The following is a 17,633-nucleotide window of genomic DNA, read 5'->3' as shown; positions in this document are numbered from 1 at the left end:
CGCAAGTGTCGCTGCGAGAAGAGGCGGCGACGTTTCCTCCTTCCGATCTCCCCCCGTGTGGGGGAGATGCCCGGCAGGGCAGAGGGGGGTGAACCTCCGGCAAGGCGCCAATCATCGTCTCCAAGACATCCGGCCGGCAGCCACCATCGGGGGTGCCCGATGAAGTTCAACAAGCTGCGCGTCGTCGGCTTCAAGTCCTTCGTGGAACCGACCGAATTCGTCATCGAACCCGGCCTCACCGGCGTTGTCGGGCCGAACGGTTGCGGCAAGTCGAACCTGGTCGAGGCGCTACGCTGGGTGATGGGGGAAAATTCCTACAAGAACATGCGCGCCTCCGGCATGGACGACGTGATCTTTTCCGGCTCCGGCCATCGTCCGGCGCGCAATTCGGCGGAAGTGGCGCTCTATCTCGACAATAGCGATCGCACCGCGCCGTCGGGCTTCAACGACAGCGACGAAATCCAGGTGTCGCGCCGCATCGAGCGCGAGCAGGGCTCGCTCTATCGCATCAACGGCAAGGAAGCGCGCGCCAAGGATGTGCAGCTGCTGTTTGCTGATGCCTCGACTGGCGCCCGCTCCCCCTCCATGGTGGGGCAGGGGCGTATCGGCGAACTGATCCAGGCAAAGCCGCAGGCGCGCCGCCAGCTGCTGGAAGAGGCGGCCGGCATTTCGGGCCTGCATTCCAGGCGCCATGAGGCGGAACTGCGCCTGCGCGCCGCCGAAACCAATCTGGAGCGGCTGGAGGATGTGACCTCCCAGCTCGAAAGCCAGATCGAGAGCCTGAAGCGCCAGGCGCGGCAGGCCAACCGCTTCAAGATGCTGTCGGCCGATATCCGCGAGCGCGAGGCCATGCTCCTGCATATCCGCTTTGTTCTGGCGCGCGACGCCGAAAACGAGGCAATGAGCGCGCTCAACATCGCAACTTCCCTGGTGGCGGAACGGGCGCAGGAGCAGATGGAGGCGGCCAAGGCGCAAGCCATCGCCAGCCTGAAACTGCCGGAGCTGCGCGAAGCGGAAGCCACCGCCGGAGCCGCCCTCCAGCGCCTGCAGATCGCCCGCAGCCAGCTAGAGGAAGAAGCCGGCCGCCTCCTGCGCCGCCGCGACGATCTTGCCCGACGTCTTGCCCAGCTCGCCGAAGACATCCGCCGCGAAGAGCAGCTGATGGCGGAAAATGCCGAAGTGATTGCCCGTCTTAATGGCGAGGAAGAGGAACTCGGCGCGCTTCTGGCGCAATCGGGCGAGGAGGCGGAGGAGACCCGCGAACTGTTTGCCGAGGCCGCCGCGCGGCTTGCCGAAAGCGAACGTCTGTTTGCCGCCGTTACCGCCGAGCGCGCCGAGGCCGCCGCCGGCTGCAGCCAGCTGGAGCGCACGATCCGCGAGATCGCCGACCGGCGCGGGCGGCTCGACCGCCAGCTTGCCGAGGCGAAGGCGGAGGTCGATGCGCTTGGCGAGAAGCTTTCGCAATTGCCCGATCCGGAAGAGCGCCGCGAGGCGGTGGAGGCGGCCGAGAGCGCCGTCGAGGAGGCGGCACTTGCCATCGAGGATGTCGATGCGTCCCTGGCGCGCGCCCGCCAGTGCGAGATGGAGGCACGCCGTCCGGTGGAGGCCGCCCGCGCCAGCCTGAACGGCCTTGAGACCGAAGCCCGCACCATTCGCCGCATGCTGGCCGCCGGCACCGCCGCCGGGAGCTTCACGCCGGCCGCGGAACTGATCCGCGTCGATCGTGGGTTCGAGACGGCGCTGGGGGCCGCCCTTGGCGATGATCTCGACAGCCCCCTTGATGCCGAAGCGCCCGCCCATTGGGCCGGCAATGGCGATGGCGCCGGTGATCCCGCCCTCCCGGAGGGCGTTGCCCCGCTTGCCTGCCATGTGATCGCGCCCCAGCCCTTGTCCCGCCGCCTCAACCAGATCGGCGTGATCGATGCGGGTGATGCGGCGCGCCTTCTGCCGCTTCTGAAGCCCGGCCAGCGTCTCGTCACCAGGGACGGTGCCGTCTACCGCTGGGACGGGCATGTCGCCGGCTCCGAAGCGCCGAGTGCGTCGGCCCTTCGCCTTGCCCAGAAGAACCGGCTGTCGGAACTGGAAGCGGAGGTGGACGAGGCGCAGATCGTGCTGTCGGAGGCCGAACGCCTGCTGGCGGACGCCGGCGCTGCCATCCGCGTCGAGGAGGTTCGGCTCGCCGAAGCGCGCGAGCGGTCGCGCCTTCTCCAGCGCACACTGGCGGATGCCCGTGACCGGCTGGCTGAGGCCGAGCGTGCCGCCGGCGACCTGATGCGCCGCCGCGACGTGGTGGACAGCGCGGTGCGGCAGTTCGAAAGCCAGGTCGAGGAATTGCAGGCGCAGGAAGAGGGGGCCCGCGCCGAGCTGGAAGACGCCCCGGATCTTTCCGAAGTCGAGCGCCGGCTGGCCGAACAGCAGCTTGCCGTCGCAACCGATCGCGCAAGCCTTGCCGAGGCGCGCGCCCGCCACGAAGGCTTTGCGCGCGAGATCGAAGCGCGTCGCCGCCGTCTTGCCGCCATTGCCCAGGAGCGCCAGAGCTGGACGAGCCGCGCGGCGAGCGCCGAACACCAGATCGCCACCCTTCGCGAACGCGAGGAGGAGGCCCGCGAGGAGGTGGCCGATCTCGATCTGGCGCCGGAAGAATTCGACGACAAGCGCCGCGCGCTGATCAACGAGCTGGACAAGGCAGAGGCCGCAAGGCGAGCGGCCGGCGATGCGCTGGCCGAGGCCGAAACCCGCCAGCGCGAGGCAGACCGGCTTGCCGCGACCGCGCTTGCGGCGCTTGCCGATGCACGCGAAAAGCGCGGCCGCGCCGAGGAGCGGCTGGTCTCCACCGCCGAGCGTCGCCACGACATGGAAAACGCCATTCGTCAGGCCTTGAACGTCGAGCCGCACGAGGCCTTCCGGCTGGCGGGCCTTGCGCCGGGCGCAGCCCTTCCCGATACGGCCATCGTCGAGCGCGACGTCGACCGGCTGAAGATCGAGCGCGAGCGGCTGGGCGCCGTCAACCTGCGCGCCGAGGAGGAGCAGAAGGAGCTTTCCGACAAGCTGTCCGCCCTCATCAAGGAACGCGACGATATCATCGATGCCATCCGCAAGCTGCGCTCGGCGATCCAGAGCCTGAACCGCGAGGGGCGCGAACGCTTGCTTGCCGCCTTCGATGTGGTGAATGCGCAGTTCCAGCGGCTGTTTACCCATCTCTTCAACGGCGGCACGGCCGAACTGCAACTCATCGAAAGCGACGACCCGCTGGAGGCCGGTCTGGAAATTCTGGCGCGTCCGCCCGGCAAGAAGCCGCAGACCATGACGCTGCTGTCCGGCGGCGAGCAGGCGCTGACGGCGATGGCGCTGATCTTTGCCGTCTTCCTCACCAATCCGGCCCCGATCTGCGTGCTGGACGAAGTGGACGCGCCGCTCGACGACCACAATGTGGAACGCTACTGCAACCTGATGGACGAGATGGCGGCTTCCACCGAGACCCGCTTCGTCATCATCACCCATAACCCGATCACCATGGCGCGCATGAACCGCCTGTTTGGCGTCACCATGGCCGAACAGGGGGTAAGCCAGCTGGTGTCGGTCGATCTGCAGACGGCCGAACTGCTGCGCGAGGCGGTCTGACCGCATCGTCGGCAGCGCCCGAACCCGGAAGGAGCCGCATGTTCAAATCCATGGCCCTTGCCTTGCTGGCGCCGACCCTTGCCCTCGCGCAGCCGGCGGGCCCAGCCCCTGCGGTCTCGGCGCCAGCGCCGACGGCGGCTTCAACGCAGGCGGTGAAATCCGGTCGCTACCTTCATGAGGTCATCGCCAGCTCGCCCGCGCATGAGGCGACGCTGCGTCAGCTTTTGCGCCCGGCACCGAAATTGCCGAGCTGGGTGCGCAACATGGTCGCCACCCCGCGCTATGTCTCTGGCGCCTCGGAGGCCGTCGAGGTGGACGGACAGCCGTTCGAGCTGTTCGGGGCCTGCCTTCCCCGCCAATGCGCCGAAAGCCGCATGCGTCTCGTCTTTTCCCCCGATGGACGTCAGGCCATGGCACTGATTGCCGATGCGCGCGACGGAGAAATTCTCCTAGGGAGCCCGTCTCAGGCTATGCTGGCGCTGCTTCGCAAGCCGGGCATCTGACAACTGTCCCGTCCTTTCCGTTCCAGGCTCCCGCTCGAACGAGCGATCGGTCCTTTGCTATCGATATCTTCGCCGGTTGATCCGTTGCGAGACGATCAATCCGAGCAGCCTGTCTCGTACCGGCACGTCGCCAAACGAACCTGGCTCCATTTCGGGATATACATAAAAATCAGAAAAATGCCGTTGCGCAGGCCTCTGTCGACGTTGTATGCCTATTGCACGCCCTTGAATGCTTCGGGCGAGACGACATTCGCTGATGCAGGCGAAGCAGCCCAAAGCGTCATCCATGTAAAATGTTTGATGTTTTTTTATATTACACTATAATAAAATCCATCAGGGGCACACCCTGTCATACGTTTCACGTACCCCCCGGCGGGGTTCCTGTACCTGCCGGAAGACTTTGCGGGGCCGGAGCAGGCGGCCCCGCAAAGTCTGACTTTATTTCTATATAACGAATTGAATTTTCCGCCTGTCATGGCTGCTGGAGCCGGCATGAGGGCCTTTTTGTCAGCCGCGGACCAACTCGGCGACGTTTAAAATCCTCTCGTCTTCCGGAAACCTTCGCCACAAAGCGATGGCCACCTGCGTCACCATCTCACCGCATCGTCCGCGCGCCTGCTTGATTATGTGTCATCCCCATGGCCGGGTGCTGGATGCGCTTTCTCCAAAGAACCGGTTTTGCCGCCACCAAGGATTTCCGCGGGGTGCGGCAACCTGTCGGGCAGGTGTTTCTGCTGCGATGCAGCATGATGCCGGTTTCCAAGTGGCGTGCGATCCTGTAAATGCTTGGTAAAACAAGAAGCAGTCCATGCTCGGCTGGAGGAGCGACATGAGCAAATGGGTCTATCGTTTCGGCGGAGGCAAGGCGGACGGACGGGCCAGTGATAACGCCTTGCTGGGGGGCAAGGGCGCGCATCTGGCCGAGATGGCAGCACTTGGCTTGCCGGTGCCGCCGGGGCTGACGATCGTCACCGATGCCTGCCTGCATTACTTTTCGAGCGGCCGCATCCTTCCCGACACACTGAAAGCGCAGGTGCTGGAAGGGCTTGCCGAGATGGAGGCGCTGACTGGACGCACTTTTGGCGGGGCGTCGCATCCGCTGCTTCTCTCCGTGCGCTCCGGCGGGCGCGCCTCCATGCCCGGCATGATGGACACGGTGCTGAACCTTGGCCTCAACGACCAGACGGTGCAGGCGCTTGGCCACGATGCCGGCGATGCGCGCTTTGCCTGGGACAGCTACCGCCGTTTCATCCAGATGTATGGCGACGTGGTCATGGGTCTCGACCATGACGTGTTCGAGGAAATCCTCGAGGACGAGAAGGCGCGGCTCGGGCATGACTACGATACCGACCTGTCGGCTGTCGAATGGCAGCATGTGGTCTCGCTCTACAAGCAGGTGATTGTCGAGGAACTGGGGGAAGACTTTCCGCAGGATCCCCATGTGCAGCTGTGGCGCGCCATTGCCGCGGTGTTTTCCAGCTGGAACAATGCCCGCGCCGTCACCTATCGCGCGCTCCACAAGATCCCGCACGAGTGGGGAACGGCCGTCACGGTGCAAACCATGGTGTTCGGCAATCTCGGCTCGTCGTCCGCCACCGGCGTTGCCTTCACCCGCAATCCCTCGACGGGCGAAAAGACCCTCTACGGCGAATTCCTCACCAATGCCCAGGGTGAGGATGTGGTGGCCGGCATCCGTACGCCGCAATCGCTGACGGAGGAGGGGCGCATTGCCTCCGGCTCGGAAAAGCCCTCGATGGAAAAGCTGATGCCGGAGGTGTTTTCGCAGTTCAAGGCGATCTGCGCCCGGCTCGAGCGCCATTACGGCGATATGCAGGACGTGGAATTCACCGTCGAGCGCGGCACGCTGTGGATGCTGCAGACGCGCGCGGCCAAGCGCACCACGAAGGCCGCCATGAAGGTGGCGGTCGACATGGTCGATGAGGGGCTGATCTCGGAAGAAGATGCCATCTGCCGCATCGACCCGCCCTCGCTTGACCAGCTGCTGCATCCGACCATCGATCCGCGCGTGGAACGGGTGGTGATCGGATCGGGCCTGCCGGCCTCGCCGGGCGCGGCGTCGGGCGAAATCGTCTTTACCTCGGAGGCTGCGGTGGAAGCCGAAGCCGAGGGGCGCAAGGTGGTGCTGGTGCGCATCGAAACCAGCCCGGAAGATATTCATGGCATGCATGTGGCGGAAGCCATCTTCACCACGCGCGGCGGCATGACCAGCCATGCGGCGGTGGTGGCGCGCGGCATGGGCATTCCGTGCGTTGTCGGTGCCGGTGGTCTGCGCGTCGACCTGCGCAACGAACTGCTGATCGGCCCGGGCTTCACGCTGAAGCGCGGCGATATCGTCACCGTCGATGGCTCGTCCGGCCATCTGATGAAGGGTGAGGTGCCGATGATCCAGCCCGCTCTGTCGGGCGATTTCGGCCGCCTGATGGCCTGGGCCGACAAGGGTCGCCGCATGACGGTGCGCACCAATGCCGACACGCCGACGGATGCGCGCGCCGCCCGCTCCTTCGGCGCTGAAGGCATCGGGCTCTGCCGCACCGAGCACATGTTCTTCGAGGGAGGCCGCATCCATGTGATGCGCGAGATGATCCTTGCCGAAGACGAGGCCGGCCGCCGGGCGGCTCTGAAGAAGCTTCTGCCCATGCAACGCTCGGATTTTACCGAGCTTTTCACCATCATGTCCGGCCTTCCGGTGACGATCCGCCTGCTCGATCCGCCGCTCCATGAATTCCTGCCGAAGACGGCGCAGGAGATCGAGGAAGTGGCCGCCGCCATGGACATGGAGCCGGCGCTTCTGTCACGCCGGGTGGAGGCGCTGCACGAGTTCAACCCGATGCTGGGCCATCGCGGCTGCCGGCTGGCGATTTCCTATCCGGAAATCGTCGAAATGCAGGCGCGCGCCATCTTCGAGGCCTCCGCCGCTGCGGCCAAGGCCACAGGCGCTGCCGTCGCGCTGGAAATCATGGTGCCGCTGGTCGGCCTTCGCACGGAGCTCGATTACGTCAAGGCCTGCATCGACACGGTGGCTGCCGACGTATCGAAGGAAACCGGCATGGCGATCGGTTATCTCGCCGGCACGATGATCGAGCTGCCGCGGGCGGCCCTTCGCGCCCATGTGATTGCCGAAACCGCCGAATTCTTCTCCTTCGGCACCAATGACCTGACCCAGACGACCTTCGGCATTTCGCGTGACGATGCGGCAAGTTTCATCCCCACCTACCAGCGCAAGGGCATCATCGTGCATGATCCGTTCATCTCGCTGGATTTCGACGGCGTCGGCGAACTCATCCGTCTTGCCGCCGAACGCGGACGCCGCACGCGACCGGACCTGAAGCTCGGCATCTGCGGCGAACACGGCGGCGATCCGGCCTCCATCCGCTTCTGCGAAGAGGTGGGTCTCGACTACGTCTCCTGCTCCCCCTTCCGCGTGCCCATCGCCCGGCTTGCCGCCGCGCAGGCGGCGATCGACGAGCGGCGCAAGGGGCGGTGAGGACATGCCCTTTGCGCGATAGCACGGGTGGTCTTTTTGCTTTTTCGCCCGCCATAAACATGCATAATGGCCGTATGACCGATCTTCTTGAGCAGGCCGTCGCGCGTATCCGCTCCTTGCCATCCGATCAGCAGGATGAGCTTGCAGGTATTCTGCTGCGCCTTGCCGATGCGGAGCCGGAGCCGGTGGCATTGTCGCCGGGAGAACGGCTGGCGATATCGGCATCCAAGGCTGCGGCGGCGCGCGGTGACTTCGCCACTGAGGACGAGGTGCGCGCCGTCTGGGCCAGTTTCGGTCTGTGAAGCTTCTCTACACCCGGCCGGCCCTGCACGATCTCAAGGAGATCGCCAGCTATCTCGACCCGCGTTCGCCGCAGGGCTCGCGGCGTGTACGCCAACGCATCAAGACGCTGATCGAACAGTTGCCGCAGCAGGCCTTTCTCGGCAAGCGGACCGAAGATCCATCCATTCGTCGCGTGGTGGCAGCGCCGTATCCCTACCTGATTTTCTATGAAGTGACCGGCGACAGCATCATCATTCACGCCATCCGTCACGGCGCCCGCGACCCGCTGAGCATGCCGGGCTGAGCCTGTGAATTGCATAGTCCCCTCAGCCGTCCCCCGCCACCCAGTCCCCAATGCCATCAAACGTCTCCTCCCAAGTCGGCAGTGTTGTGCCGAAAACCCAGGCGCGGTCGGCTTGATCCTGGAGCCGGGCGGGATTTTCGAGAAGGGCCGTGATCTTTCCCGCCATGGCTTTTGCATCGTCGTCCGGTGCTTCGATGATGCCGCCGGAAGCCCAGGTGGCGACGGCGCCGGACGCGGTGGTGATCACCGGCACGCCATGGCGAAAGGCTTCGGCAATCGCCATGCCATAGCCCTCGAAACGGGAGGCGGCGATATAAAGATCGGTCTCCTGCCACACCGTTTCGAGCGCCTCGTGGCTCAGGTCACCGGAAAAGACCAGGCGATCGTGAAGGCCAAGCGCCAGCGCCTTCTCCTGAAGGTCGCGCAGGAGGGCCGGATCGCGGGCCGGATCGCCGACGATCGTCCAGCGCCAGCCGGTCTTCGGCAGATAAGCTGCCACATCCAGGCAATAGTCGTAGCGCTTGCGGGCAATCACCGCCCCGACCGAGAGGAGATGGCGCGGCCCGGCCATGCCATGAGAGCGGTCCTTGCCCGCCGTGCCCCGGACTGCCGGGCGATTTCCCGGAACGGCGACGCGGATGCGGTGTTCGGCCACGCCGTAATGCTGCTGAAGGTAGTGCGCCGTCTGCGGCGAGGTCACAAGGATCCGGCTGGCGCGAGAGACCGCCTGTGCTTCACGCTCACGCAGCGCCGGATCGGTCTGCGCCGGCCCGCCCTGTTCCTCGACCAGCGAATGGTGAAAGATCGCCACTACCGGATTCTGTATGGCCTGAAATACCTCCTGGAGATCCACCAGATAGAGATGGTCGGTCAGGATGACGGTGTTTTGCGGCAGCGCGCTCAAGTGTTCGGCAAGGCTTGCGCGTTCATGGAGCGGCACGGTCGGAAAGCCCGTGTCGAGCGTGATCGGCACCGGCGCACCGTGCTGGCCTGTCAGCGCCTCGATGAGCCTGGCATTGTAGACATAGCCGCCCGTCAGCGGGGCATAATCGGCACTGGCGAGAAAGGCGACCGGGACAGGCGCGGAAGAAGACAAACGGAAACTCCGGGTAAGCGCAGGGCAGGTTACCGCCGATCTACGATCACCCGCCGCTCGAGGATCACCGGCTGATCGAACATCATGCTGCGGGTCTGGAAGGCGCGCATGTCGGCGCGGCGGTCGAGATCGAGGTCGAGCAGGCAGCGTGCCATGGCATCGGTTGCCGGGCGGAAGCCATAGCCGGCGCAGGTGCGCTCGTCGGCGGCCCGCCGTTCCTCCGGCGTCATCGTCTGGCAGCCGGCGAGACCGGCCGCGACACAGATCAGCAGCGGCAGGAGGGGGCGGGAAAGGCGCATGGCAAAACTCCTTGTTCAAGGGCGGCAGGTGACGCAACCGCGCGCATGTCATAGAAGATAGAGAGAATGACAAGACGGAAAGCGCCCGTCGCAGATTTCCGCCCGCCGTGAAGAGCAGAGACCATGCCATGACCGTACGTTTCGTCAGACCGGTGTCGAGGGCAGCCTATGCCGGAAAATGGCTTGCCCAGGCATCGCTCCTGCTTCTCGTGCTGTCGGGGCTCGGCCACCGATTCGGGCCGCTTGCCACGCCGCAGTTTGCCGCACTGGTGCTGATGGCGGGTGCCATGGCAGCATTGAGCGTGCCGCTTGCAATGCTCGGCCTTCTCAGCCTCTGGCAGGTTGGCGCGCGCGCTGGCACCGCGTCTGCCAAGGCGCTCGTCTATGCAGCGCTGCCGCTCGGCCTTCTCGCCTATGCCGGCTTTCTCTATGAAACGCGGCCGCGCCTCTTCGATGTGACGACCGACATCATCGATCCGCCGGCCTGGAAAACCCCGCCGGTCGCCCGCCAGATCTGGCTGCCGCGGCCGGATGCGGTGTCTGCGGCGGATCGGCAGGCGCAGGAGAAGGCCTATCCCGGCCTCACCGGACGGCGTTACGAGGGCGCGCTCGACCGTGTCTACCAGGCCGTGATCACGGTTGCCCGCGCCAACCGCATGACGCTCCACACGGAGCGGCCGGTGCCGCGGGAAAAGCCGGCGGTGCCCGAAACCCCGGTGGTGGAGGCGCTGCCGGCCGCTCCGGGCGCCGGGACGGCACGAAAGGGTGCGGCATCGGGCATGCCGGATGTCATTCCCATTCCGCTGCCGCGTCCCTCCTTCGGCATCGCCGTGCCGCTGCAGGGTGCGGGTCTTGATCCGGCGCAGGGCGGCGATCTCATTTTGCAGGGGCAAACCCGCACGCTGATCCTTGGCTTTCCCTTCGATGTGGTGATCCGCCTCAGCGAGGAGGCAGAAACGACCTTTGTCGACATGCGCGTTGCGGTGCGCTACGGCCCGCATGATCTGGGAGAGGGCGCCGAGATCGCGCAATCCTTCCTGCGCGCGCTTGATGCGGAGCTTTTGGGAATTGCCGCAGAGTAGGCACTGATCGGCCGGCCATTGCCCGTCCTGTCGGCCAGCCGCAAAATCGAAAAAGACCGTCAGCCGGGGCGGTAGCGGCTGGAAAGACCCGGCGGCCCCTCGCAGATCACCTGACCGCGCGCCACCAGATCTTCCAGATGCGCCAGAACGGAGAGGGCGGCTGCGCCATGCAGGCGCACGTCGGTGGAGGCGTAAATGCTCGCCACCATGTCGGCAATCGCCGTGTCTCCCGCCTTCACCCGTTCCAGGATGGCGCGTTCGCGCATGCGCCTGTGGGTGCGAAGCCCGCGCAGGAAGGCCGGTGGGTCGGCAACCGGCCCGCCATGGCCGGGAAAGAAGACGCGGTCCTGCCGGCCGAGCAGTTTTTCAAGCGAGGCCATGAAATCGCCCATCGATCCGTCCGGCGGTGCAACCACGGTCGTTGCAAAGGCCATCACATGATCGGCGGAAAACAGGATGCCGCTGTCCTCCAGCGCAAAGCCGGTGTGGTTTGCCGTGTGGCCGGGGGTGTGGATCGCCGAGAGCACAAAGCCGTCGCCCTCCACCACTGCGCCATCGGCGAGCGCAAGGTCGGGGACAAAGGCGGTGTCGCTGCTTTCGGCAAAGGGGTTGATCTCGCCCGCATGCAAGGGGCGGGCGGCGCGATGCGGCCCTTCGGCCACCGTGATCGCGCCGGTTTCCGCCTTGATGCGGGCGGCAAGCGGCGAGTGGTCGCGATGCGTGTGGCTGACCAGGATATGGGTCAGCCGACGCCCCTTCAGCGCCCGCATCAGCGCCTCGAAATGCGCCTCGTTCTCCGGCCCCGGATCGATCAGCGCCACGTCGCGGCCGCGCCCGACGAGATAGGAATTGGTGCCGGCAAAGGTAAACGGGGAGGGGTTGTTGCAGGTGATGCGCCACACGCCCTCTGCCACCTTTACCGCCTCGCCATAGGCGGGCTCAAAATCAAGATCGAAATGCGGCGTGTCCATGCCTTGCAAACCTGTTTTACGATGTCTGTTGCCGCCACTCGGCGGGACTTTGGCGTTCAAACCCGCAATTTGCCCGGCCGGGTCGACACCCGGCCCCCTGAAGCTGACCGACCGAACCCTCTCGCCTGATGCCGCTGCCTCGCCTGCCGGGCTGGCGCTTTCCCTTACTTGTACTCGATCTCGATGAAGGACATGGGTTCGGTCCCGGCATTGACGACATTGTGCTCGGTACCGGCATCGCGCCGGTATGCCGCCCCTTTTTCGATTTCCACCCGCCGTTCGCTGCCCCCTTCCTCGATCAGGAAGGAGCAATCGGTCATCGGCACCACCACATAGCCGAGGCCATGGGTATGCACGCCGGTATCGGCTCCGGGCTCGAAATCCCAGCGGATGATCCGCACCACGGCATCATCCACAAGTGTGGTGGCAATGGCCGGCGGTCGGGCGCGGTACTGGCTCATGACGTCTCCAGGAATGGTGATGGTTCTGAAAGAGGAAAGAGAATTCCGGTGAAGACCGGTAACCGACAGTCTCCGCTCCATCGGGTTTTACGCGGTCTGGACACAAAACCACCCATGCAGTTCTGCTGGACATGCTCTACCATGCAGGTGGTTTTGGCGCACAGAAAACTTTTCAGGCGATAAACTTAGTGATTGTGACGCGCCGGGAGCTTTGCTAATGCAGGCGCACCCGGACGGCCAAGGCGGCACCCCTGCCTCAACGCCATCCACGGTGGGGCGTCGCCAAGCGGTAAGGCACCGGTTTTTGGTACCGGCATTCCCAGGTTCGAATCCTGGCGCCCCAGCCACGCTCTCTTTTCAGGACCATTTTCTCGCGGTTCCCCCATGTCGTGGCGCATTTGCGCATCGCGTGTCCGTGCCGCGAAGAAACGCAACCGGTGCCCAGGATCGCGGGAACCATTTCCTGCGATGATCGTTGCGCGCGCTCGACATTGAACGTGATGTTGAACGGATGGTGGTGGCCGACACCAAACTAGGTTATGTCCGGTCGGGGTGGAGAGGAAGAACAGGACCCGGGATCGTGCGCGGCGCCGGTATTGGGCCAGGAGCGAGCCTTGGCCCTGAGTGTGCGCCAATGTTATTCGCTCGGCCACGTCTGGTGGAAGAGCGCGAAAGTTCGAGGTGAAATGCCAGACCACGTTGCCATTTTGATGGGCACCTATCAGGGCGAAGAGTTTTTGCCGCAACAGCTCACATCGCTTCAACGCCAGACGCACACAAACTGGAGCCTCTGGGTTTCGGATGACGGGTCGACGGACCGGACGCTCGACATCGTGGAGCAGTTTTCCCGAAAGGCCGATGCGCCGGTACACACGCTTGAAGGCCCGCGTCGGGGTTTTCTGCCTAATTTCATGGCGCTTCTCGCAAGGCCCGAGATCGATGCGGACTATTATGCCTTCTGCGATCAGGATGACCTCTGGCATGACGACAAGATCGAGCATGCGCTGGCCTGGCTGAAAGCCCAGCCTGCGGCGCGCCCGGCGCTGTTTTGCTCGCGCACCAGAATCGTCGATCATACCGGTGCGGTAACCGGATTTTCGCCCCTGTTCCGGCGGCCCCCAAGCTTTGCCAATGCGCTTGTGCAGAGCATTGCCGGCGGCAATACCATGGTCATGAACCGGGCGGCCCGCGATCTGATCGTGCGCGCCGGTGCCGATGTCACGGTTCCCAGTCACGACTGGTGGAGCTATATTCTGGTCAGCGGGGCGGGCGGCAGCGTTCATTACGATCCGGTGCCGAAGATCGACTATCGCCAGCACGGGGCCAACCAGGTCGGGTCGAACTCCGGGCTTCGCGCCCGTCTGCGACGCATCAAGATGCTGAAGGATGGTCGCTTCAAGCGATGGAGCGAACAGCATATAAAGGGACTGGAGCCGATCGAACCGCTGCTGACGCCAGAAAACCGAAAGCTCCTTGAGCTTTTCCAGACGGCCCGCAGTGCAGCCTTTCCGGCAAATCTTCGCGCGCTGAGGGCAGCCGGCCTCTATCGCCAGACCGTGCCCGGCAATATCGGCCTTACCGGCGCCGTGCTCTTGAGGCAAATCTAGAAACCATCGCCAGCCCATGGAACATCCGTTTTGAACCTCACCCATCTTGATCGTCTCGAAGCCGAAGCCATTCATATCTTCCGGGAAGTGGCCGCCAGCTTCTCGAAGCCCGTGATGCTCTATTCGATCGGCAAAGATTCCTCCGTCATGCTTCACCTGGCGATGAAGGCCTTCTATCCGGCAAAGCCGCCGTTTCCGCTTCTGCACATCGATACGACCTGGAAATTTCGCGACATGATCGCATTTCGCGATCGCACCGTCGAAAAACTCGGGCTTGAGCTCCTCGTCCATACCAATGCCGAGGGGGTGAAGGAGGGGATCAACCCCTTTACGCACGGTTCGAACCTTTACACGCATGTCATGAAGACGGTGGCGCTGCGGCAGGCGCTCGATCAGCACGGCTTCGATGCCGCCTTTGGCGGCGCGCGCCGCGACGAGGAAAAATCCCGCGCCAAGGAAAGGATCTTTTCCTTTCGAAACCCGCAGCACGCCTGGGATCCGCAAAGCCAGCGGCCCGAGATGTGGAAGACCTACAATACCCGCATCAATCCGGGTGAATCGATCCGTGTCTTTCCCTTGTCCAATTGGACCGAGCTCGACATCTGGCAATATATCCTCAAGGAAAACATCCCCATCGTGCCGCTCTATTTCGCCCGCCCGCGGCCTGTGGTTTCGCGCAACGGCATGCTGGTCATGGTCGATGACGACCGCATGACGCTTGAGCCCGGCGAGGGCATTGAAGAGAGACGCATCCGGTTTCGCACGCTCGGCTGTTATCCGCTGACCGGCGCCGTCGAATCGGACGCCACGACATTGGAAGAGATCGTCGCCGAGACGCTCACCGTTCGCACCTCCGAGCGCCAGGGACGGCTCATCGACCGTGACGAAGCAGCCTCGATGGAAAAGAAGAAGAAGGAGGGCTATTTCTGATGGCGTCGTCCGAAGAGCCCACGGCTGCCGCTGGCGTGGCAGATTACCTGCGCCAGCAGGAGAACAAGTCCATCCTGCGCTTTCTGACCTGCGGTTCCGTCGATGACGGCAAGTCCACGCTGATCGGCCGGCTGCTCTACGATACGAGGCTCATCTTCGAAGACCAGCTTGCCGCGCTCGAACGCGACAGCGCAAAGCATGGCACGAACGGCAGCGAGATCGATTTCGCGCTGTTGGTCGATGGTCTCGAGGCGGAGCGGGAGCAGGGCATCACGATCGATGTCGCTTACCGGTTCTTTGCGACCGACAAGCGCAAGTTCATCGTGGCCGATGCCCCCGGCCATGAGGAATATACCCGCAACATGGCAACCGGCGCGTCGACAGCGGAACTTGCCATCGTACTCCTCGATGCCCGCCAGGGCATTCGCCCGCAGACGAAGCGCCATTCCTTCATCGCATCGCTGCTCGGCATCCGTCACATCATCCTTGCCGTCAACAAGATGGATCTTGTCGATTTCGACCAGGAGGTTTTCCGGCGCATTGCCGGGGAGTATGCCGAGTTTGCCCGCGACCTCGGCTTCGTGACGATCCAGCCTATTCCGCTGTCGGCGCGACACGGCGACAACGTCACGACAAAATCGGCAAGAACGACGTGGTACGAGGGGCCAACGCTTCTCGACGAGTTGGAAACCGTGTCCGTCGACTGGGAAACCCTGGAAAAGCCCTTCCGCCTGCCGGTTCAATATGTGTCGCGGCCCAGCGCCGATTTTCGCGGCCTCGCCGGACAGATCGCGTCTGGAAGCATTGCCGCGGGCGACCGCGTGCGCGTGGCAAAGTCCGGCCAGATCACGCGCATCAAGCAGATCGTGACCGCAGACGGTGTTCTGGAGCGCGCCCGTGAGGGGCAGGCCGTGACCGTCGTTCTGGAGGATGATGTCGATGTGGCGCGTGGCAACATGCTGGTGTCGGCAGACAGTCCCGCCCACGTCGCCGACCAGTTCCAGGCGCATCTGATCTGGTTCGATACGAAAGCGCTGATCCCGGGCCGCAATTACATCCTGCGGACCGAATGCGACAGCGTCACCGCAACGGTCACCGCCCTCAAGCACAGCATCGACATCAACAATTTCGCCCGCAAGGCTGTTCGGTCGCTGGAGCGCAACGAGCTTGGCGTGTGCAATGTCTCGGTGCAGGCGCCGATCGTCTTCGATGCCTACAAGGACAACCGCAACACCGGCAATTTCATTCTCATCGACCGCATGTCCAATGCGACCGTCGGCGCCGGTTTCATCGACTTTCCGCTTTACCGCGCGCAGAATATCCAGTGGCAGGCGCTGGACGTTTCCAAGCAGTCGCGTTCGGCGCTGATGAACCAGCGGCCCGCAGTTCTCTGGCTGACGGGCCTCTCCGGATCGGGCAAGTCCACCATTGCCAACAATCTCGAAAAGCTTCTCCACGCCCACGGGCGCCACACCATTCTCTTGGATGGTGACAATGTGCGCCACGGCCTCAACCGCGATCTCGGCTTCACCGATGCCGACCGGGTGGAAAACATCCGTCGCATCGCCGAAGTCGCCAAGCTGATGACGGAAGCCGGCCTCATCGTCATCGTGTCCTTCATTTCGCCGTTCCGCTCGGAGCGTCAGTTCGCCCGCGAACTCCTGGGCAAGGACGAGTTCATCGAAGTCTTTGTGGATACGCCCATCGAGGAATGCATCCGCCGCGACCCGAAGGGGCTCTACAAGCGCGCGATGACCGGCGCCATCCGCAACTTCACCGGTATCGGATCTCCCTACGAACCGCCGGAAAACCCGGAACTACACCTGCGCACCGTCGGCACGGATCCGGCAGAGCTTGCCGTTCTGATCCAGCACTATCTTGAACGAAAAGGATGAGAGCGCTGCTTGATGAGGCCGGGAACGGCCCGCATCCGCGCAAGGTGCGGATGGCAGCCGGCTCTGCCGCCCGGTCAGGCCCGGGCGGTGGTCATCAATGCCGGTCCTCGCCGGCACTTGTGCCCAGCCAGTCGGAAAAGCGCCGCAGGCCCTCTTCAAACCCCACCTTCGGCGACCAGCCCAGGGCCTGCCGCGCCCGCTCGATGCACAGGACGCTGGTCGGCACATCGAAGGGCCGGCCGGGCAGATAGCGGCGCTCGGCCTTTCTTCCCGTCGCGGCCTCGATGGCATCCAGCAACTCGTTGAGGCTGTGTCCCCGACCCGAGCCGATGTTGAAGATATGTTCGTTGCCGCTGAAACCGGCCGCGGTCACCAGCGCATCCACGACATCGGCAATATGGATGTAATCGCGCACAACCGATCCGTCGCCCCAGATCTCCACCGTCTCGCCGCGCAGGACCTTGCCGAGGAATACGGCAACGGCGCCCTGGCTTGCATTGATGCGCTGGCGCTCGCCATAGGGGTTGGCGAGCCGCAGAATGGTGTAATCGAGCCCGTGCAGCACCTTGTGGAGATGCAGGTATTTCTCGATCGCAAGCTTGGTGATGCCATAGGAGGACAAGGGGTCGGTGGGATGGGTTTCCCGGATCGGCACCTCTTTCGGGATGCCGTAGACCGTGCCGCCGGAGGAGACGAAGACGATCTTCTTCAGGCCATGCTTGACGGCCTGATGCAGAAGCCGAACGCTGCCCATGACATTGCTTTCGACATCGAAGACCGGGTCGGCATTGGACGATTGCGGCAGTGTCGTCGATACCAGATGGAAGCAGATATCGCACCCATCGAGCGCACGCGCGATATCGGCCTCGCTGACGAAATCGCCCTCGCATAGCTCGAAATTGGCGTTGCCGAGATGCAAGGCGCTGACCGGCTTCACATGCGGGCGGTCAAAGCAGCGCACCTGAAGACCACGCTTCAGCAGTTCATCGACGAGATGCGAACCGATAAAGCCGCTTCCTCCGAGAACCAGGCAGCGCTTTACGGCGTTTTCATTGAGGTCGTTCACGACATTCCTCC

Annotated in this window: 14 protein-coding genes and 1 tRNA gene; 10 read left to right on the top strand and 5 right to left on the bottom strand. The window is 64.0% G+C overall.

The window, feature by feature from the left end; all coding sequences use genetic code 11:
- The first annotated feature begins 159 nt into the window (after window positions 1–159).
- The 5 genes from J2858_RS02995 (at window position 160) to J2858_RS02975 (ending at window position 8,215) form a co-directional block, all read left to right on the top strand.
- Entirely contained in the window at window positions 160–3,621 is a 3,462-nt protein-coding gene (locus tag J2858_RS02995; RefSeq protein WP_210103250.1) for a chromosome segregation SMC family protein, read from the top strand.
- Window positions 3,622–3,659: 38 nt separating this feature from the next.
- The gene (locus tag J2858_RS02990) at window positions 3,660–4,124 is read left to right on the top strand and encodes an Ivy family c-type lysozyme inhibitor (protein WP_210103249.1); all 465 of its coding nucleotides are present in this window, start codon (window positions 3,660–3,662) and stop codon (window positions 4,122–4,124) included.
- An 829-nt stretch (window positions 4,125–4,953) separates the two neighbouring features.
- Window positions 4,954–7,629 (top strand): pyruvate, phosphate dikinase, encoded by a 2,676-nt coding sequence (gene ppdK, locus J2858_RS02985; protein WP_210103248.1) that lies wholly within the window; start codon window positions 4,954–4,956, stop codon window positions 7,627–7,629.
- Window positions 7,630–7,703: 74 nt separating this feature from the next.
- Window positions 7,704–7,931: a hypothetical protein gene (locus J2858_RS02980; protein ID WP_210103247.1), complete on the top strand. Its 228-nt coding sequence runs from the start codon at window positions 7,704–7,706 to the stop codon at window positions 7,929–7,931.
- Window positions 7,928–8,215: a type II toxin-antitoxin system RelE/ParE family toxin gene (locus J2858_RS02975; RefSeq protein ID WP_210103246.1), complete on the top strand. Its 288-nt coding sequence runs from the start codon at window positions 7,928–7,930 to the stop codon at window positions 8,213–8,215. The genes J2858_RS02980 and J2858_RS02975 overlap by 4 nt, the downstream gene beginning before the upstream one ends.
- Window positions 8,216–8,237: 22 nt before the next feature.
- Here J2858_RS02975 and J2858_RS02970 read toward each other — a convergent pair whose 3' ends face one another.
- Complete coding sequence (locus J2858_RS02970) at window positions 8,238–9,311, bottom strand: glycosyltransferase family 4 protein (protein ID WP_210103245.1); 1,074 nt, start codon at window positions 9,309–9,311, stop codon at window positions 8,238–8,240.
- A gap of 29 nt (window positions 9,312–9,340) precedes the next feature.
- Complete coding sequence (locus J2858_RS02965) at window positions 9,341–9,610, bottom strand: hypothetical protein (RefSeq protein ID WP_210103244.1); 270 nt, start codon at window positions 9,608–9,610, stop codon at window positions 9,341–9,343.
- A 128-nt stretch (window positions 9,611–9,738) separates the two neighbouring features.
- Between J2858_RS02965 and J2858_RS02960 the strand changes: the two genes are divergently transcribed.
- Window positions 9,739–10,692 carry a DUF1499 domain-containing protein gene (locus tag J2858_RS02960; RefSeq protein ID WP_210103243.1) on the top strand — a complete coding sequence of 318 codons (954 nt, stop codon included), beginning with the start codon at window positions 9,739–9,741 and terminating at the stop codon, window positions 10,690–10,692.
- 59 nt (window positions 10,693–10,751) lie between these two features.
- On the opposite strand, the gene J2858_RS02955 is transcribed toward J2858_RS02960, so the two are convergent.
- Both J2858_RS02955 and J2858_RS02950 read right to left on the bottom strand, forming a co-directional pair.
- Window positions 10,752–11,663 carry an MBL fold metallo-hydrolase gene (locus J2858_RS02955; protein ID WP_210103242.1) on the bottom strand — a complete coding sequence of 304 codons (912 nt, stop codon included), beginning with the start codon at window positions 11,661–11,663 and terminating at the stop codon, window positions 10,752–10,754.
- Window positions 11,664–11,827: 164 nt separating this feature from the next.
- Window positions 11,828–12,124 carry a cupin domain-containing protein gene (locus tag J2858_RS02950; protein WP_210103241.1) on the bottom strand — a complete coding sequence of 99 codons (297 nt, stop codon included), beginning with the start codon at window positions 12,122–12,124 and terminating at the stop codon, window positions 11,828–11,830.
- A gap of 272 nt (window positions 12,125–12,396) precedes the next feature.
- Between J2858_RS02950 and J2858_RS02945 the strand changes: the two genes are divergently transcribed.
- From J2858_RS02945 to cysN, 4 genes are all read left to right on the top strand, one after another.
- A tRNA-Gln gene (locus tag J2858_RS02945) sits at window positions 12,397–12,471 on the top strand.
- 339 nt (window positions 12,472–12,810) lie between these two features.
- Window positions 12,811–13,731, top strand: a complete 921-nt coding sequence (locus J2858_RS02940; protein ID WP_210103240.1) for a glycosyltransferase family 2 protein — start codon at window positions 12,811–12,813, stop codon at window positions 13,729–13,731.
- Window positions 13,732–13,761: 30 nt separating this feature from the next.
- The gene (cysD, locus tag J2858_RS02935; protein WP_210103239.1) at window positions 13,762–14,661 is read left to right on the top strand and encodes a sulfate adenylyltransferase subunit CysD; all 900 of its coding nucleotides are present in this window, start codon (window positions 13,762–13,764) and stop codon (window positions 14,659–14,661) included.
- Window positions 14,661–16,556: a sulfate adenylyltransferase subunit CysN gene (cysN, locus tag J2858_RS02930; protein ID WP_210103238.1), complete on the top strand. Its 1,896-nt coding sequence runs from the start codon at window positions 14,661–14,663 to the stop codon at window positions 16,554–16,556. The genes cysD and cysN overlap by 1 nt, the downstream gene beginning before the upstream one ends.
- Window positions 16,557–16,650: 94 nt before the next feature.
- Here the strand turns inward: cysN and J2858_RS02925 are convergent, their stop codons facing one another.
- Window positions 16,651–17,622, bottom strand: coding sequence for an NAD-dependent epimerase/dehydratase family protein (locus tag J2858_RS02925; RefSeq protein ID WP_210103237.1), 972 nt, complete (start codon window positions 17,620–17,622; stop codon window positions 16,651–16,653).
- Window positions 17,623–17,633 lie beyond the last annotated feature (11 nt).

The sequence above is a fragment of the Neorhizobium galegae genome (assembly GCF_017877135.1).
Classification (GTDB): Bacteria; Pseudomonadota; Alphaproteobacteria; order Rhizobiales; family Rhizobiaceae; genus Neorhizobium; species Neorhizobium galegae_A.
The sequence above is the reverse complement of the archived record's forward strand: the minus strand, read 5'-3'. Positions and strand labels throughout refer to the sequence as shown.

Bases quoted from the DNA above. Each gene is read 5' to 3' on its own strand.
- J2858_RS02995 (WP_210103250.1), top strand. From the start codon at position 160: ATGAAGTTCAACAAGCTGCGCGTCGTCGGCTTCAAGTCCTTCGTGGAA.
- ppdK (WP_210103248.1), top strand. From the start codon at position 4,954: ATGAGCAAATGGGTCTATCGTTTCGGCGGAGGCAAGGCGGACGGACGG.
- J2858_RS02960 (WP_210103243.1), top strand. From the start codon at position 9,739: ATGACCGTACGTTTCGTCAGACCGGTGTCGAGGGCAGCCTATGCCGGA.
- cysN (WP_210103238.1), top strand. From the start codon at position 14,661: ATGGCGTCGTCCGAAGAGCCCACGGCTGCCGCTGGCGTGGCAGATTAC.
- J2858_RS02950 (WP_210103241.1), bottom strand. From the start codon at position 12,124: ATGAGCCAGTACCGCGCCCGACCGCCGGCCATTGCCACCACACTTGTG.
- J2858_RS02990 (WP_210103249.1), top strand. From the start codon at position 3,660: ATGTTCAAATCCATGGCCCTTGCCTTGCTGGCGCCGACCCTTGCCCTC.
- J2858_RS02955 (WP_210103242.1), bottom strand. From the start codon at position 11,663: ATGGACACGCCGCATTTCGATCTTGATTTTGAGCCCGCCTATGGCGAG.
- J2858_RS02980 (WP_210103247.1), top strand. From the start codon at position 7,704: ATGACCGATCTTCTTGAGCAGGCCGTCGCGCGTATCCGCTCCTTGCCA.
- J2858_RS02940 (WP_210103240.1), top strand. From the start codon at position 12,811: ATGCCAGACCACGTTGCCATTTTGATGGGCACCTATCAGGGCGAAGAG.
- J2858_RS02965 (WP_210103244.1), bottom strand. From the start codon at position 9,610: ATGCGCCTTTCCCGCCCCCTCCTGCCGCTGCTGATCTGTGTCGCGGCC.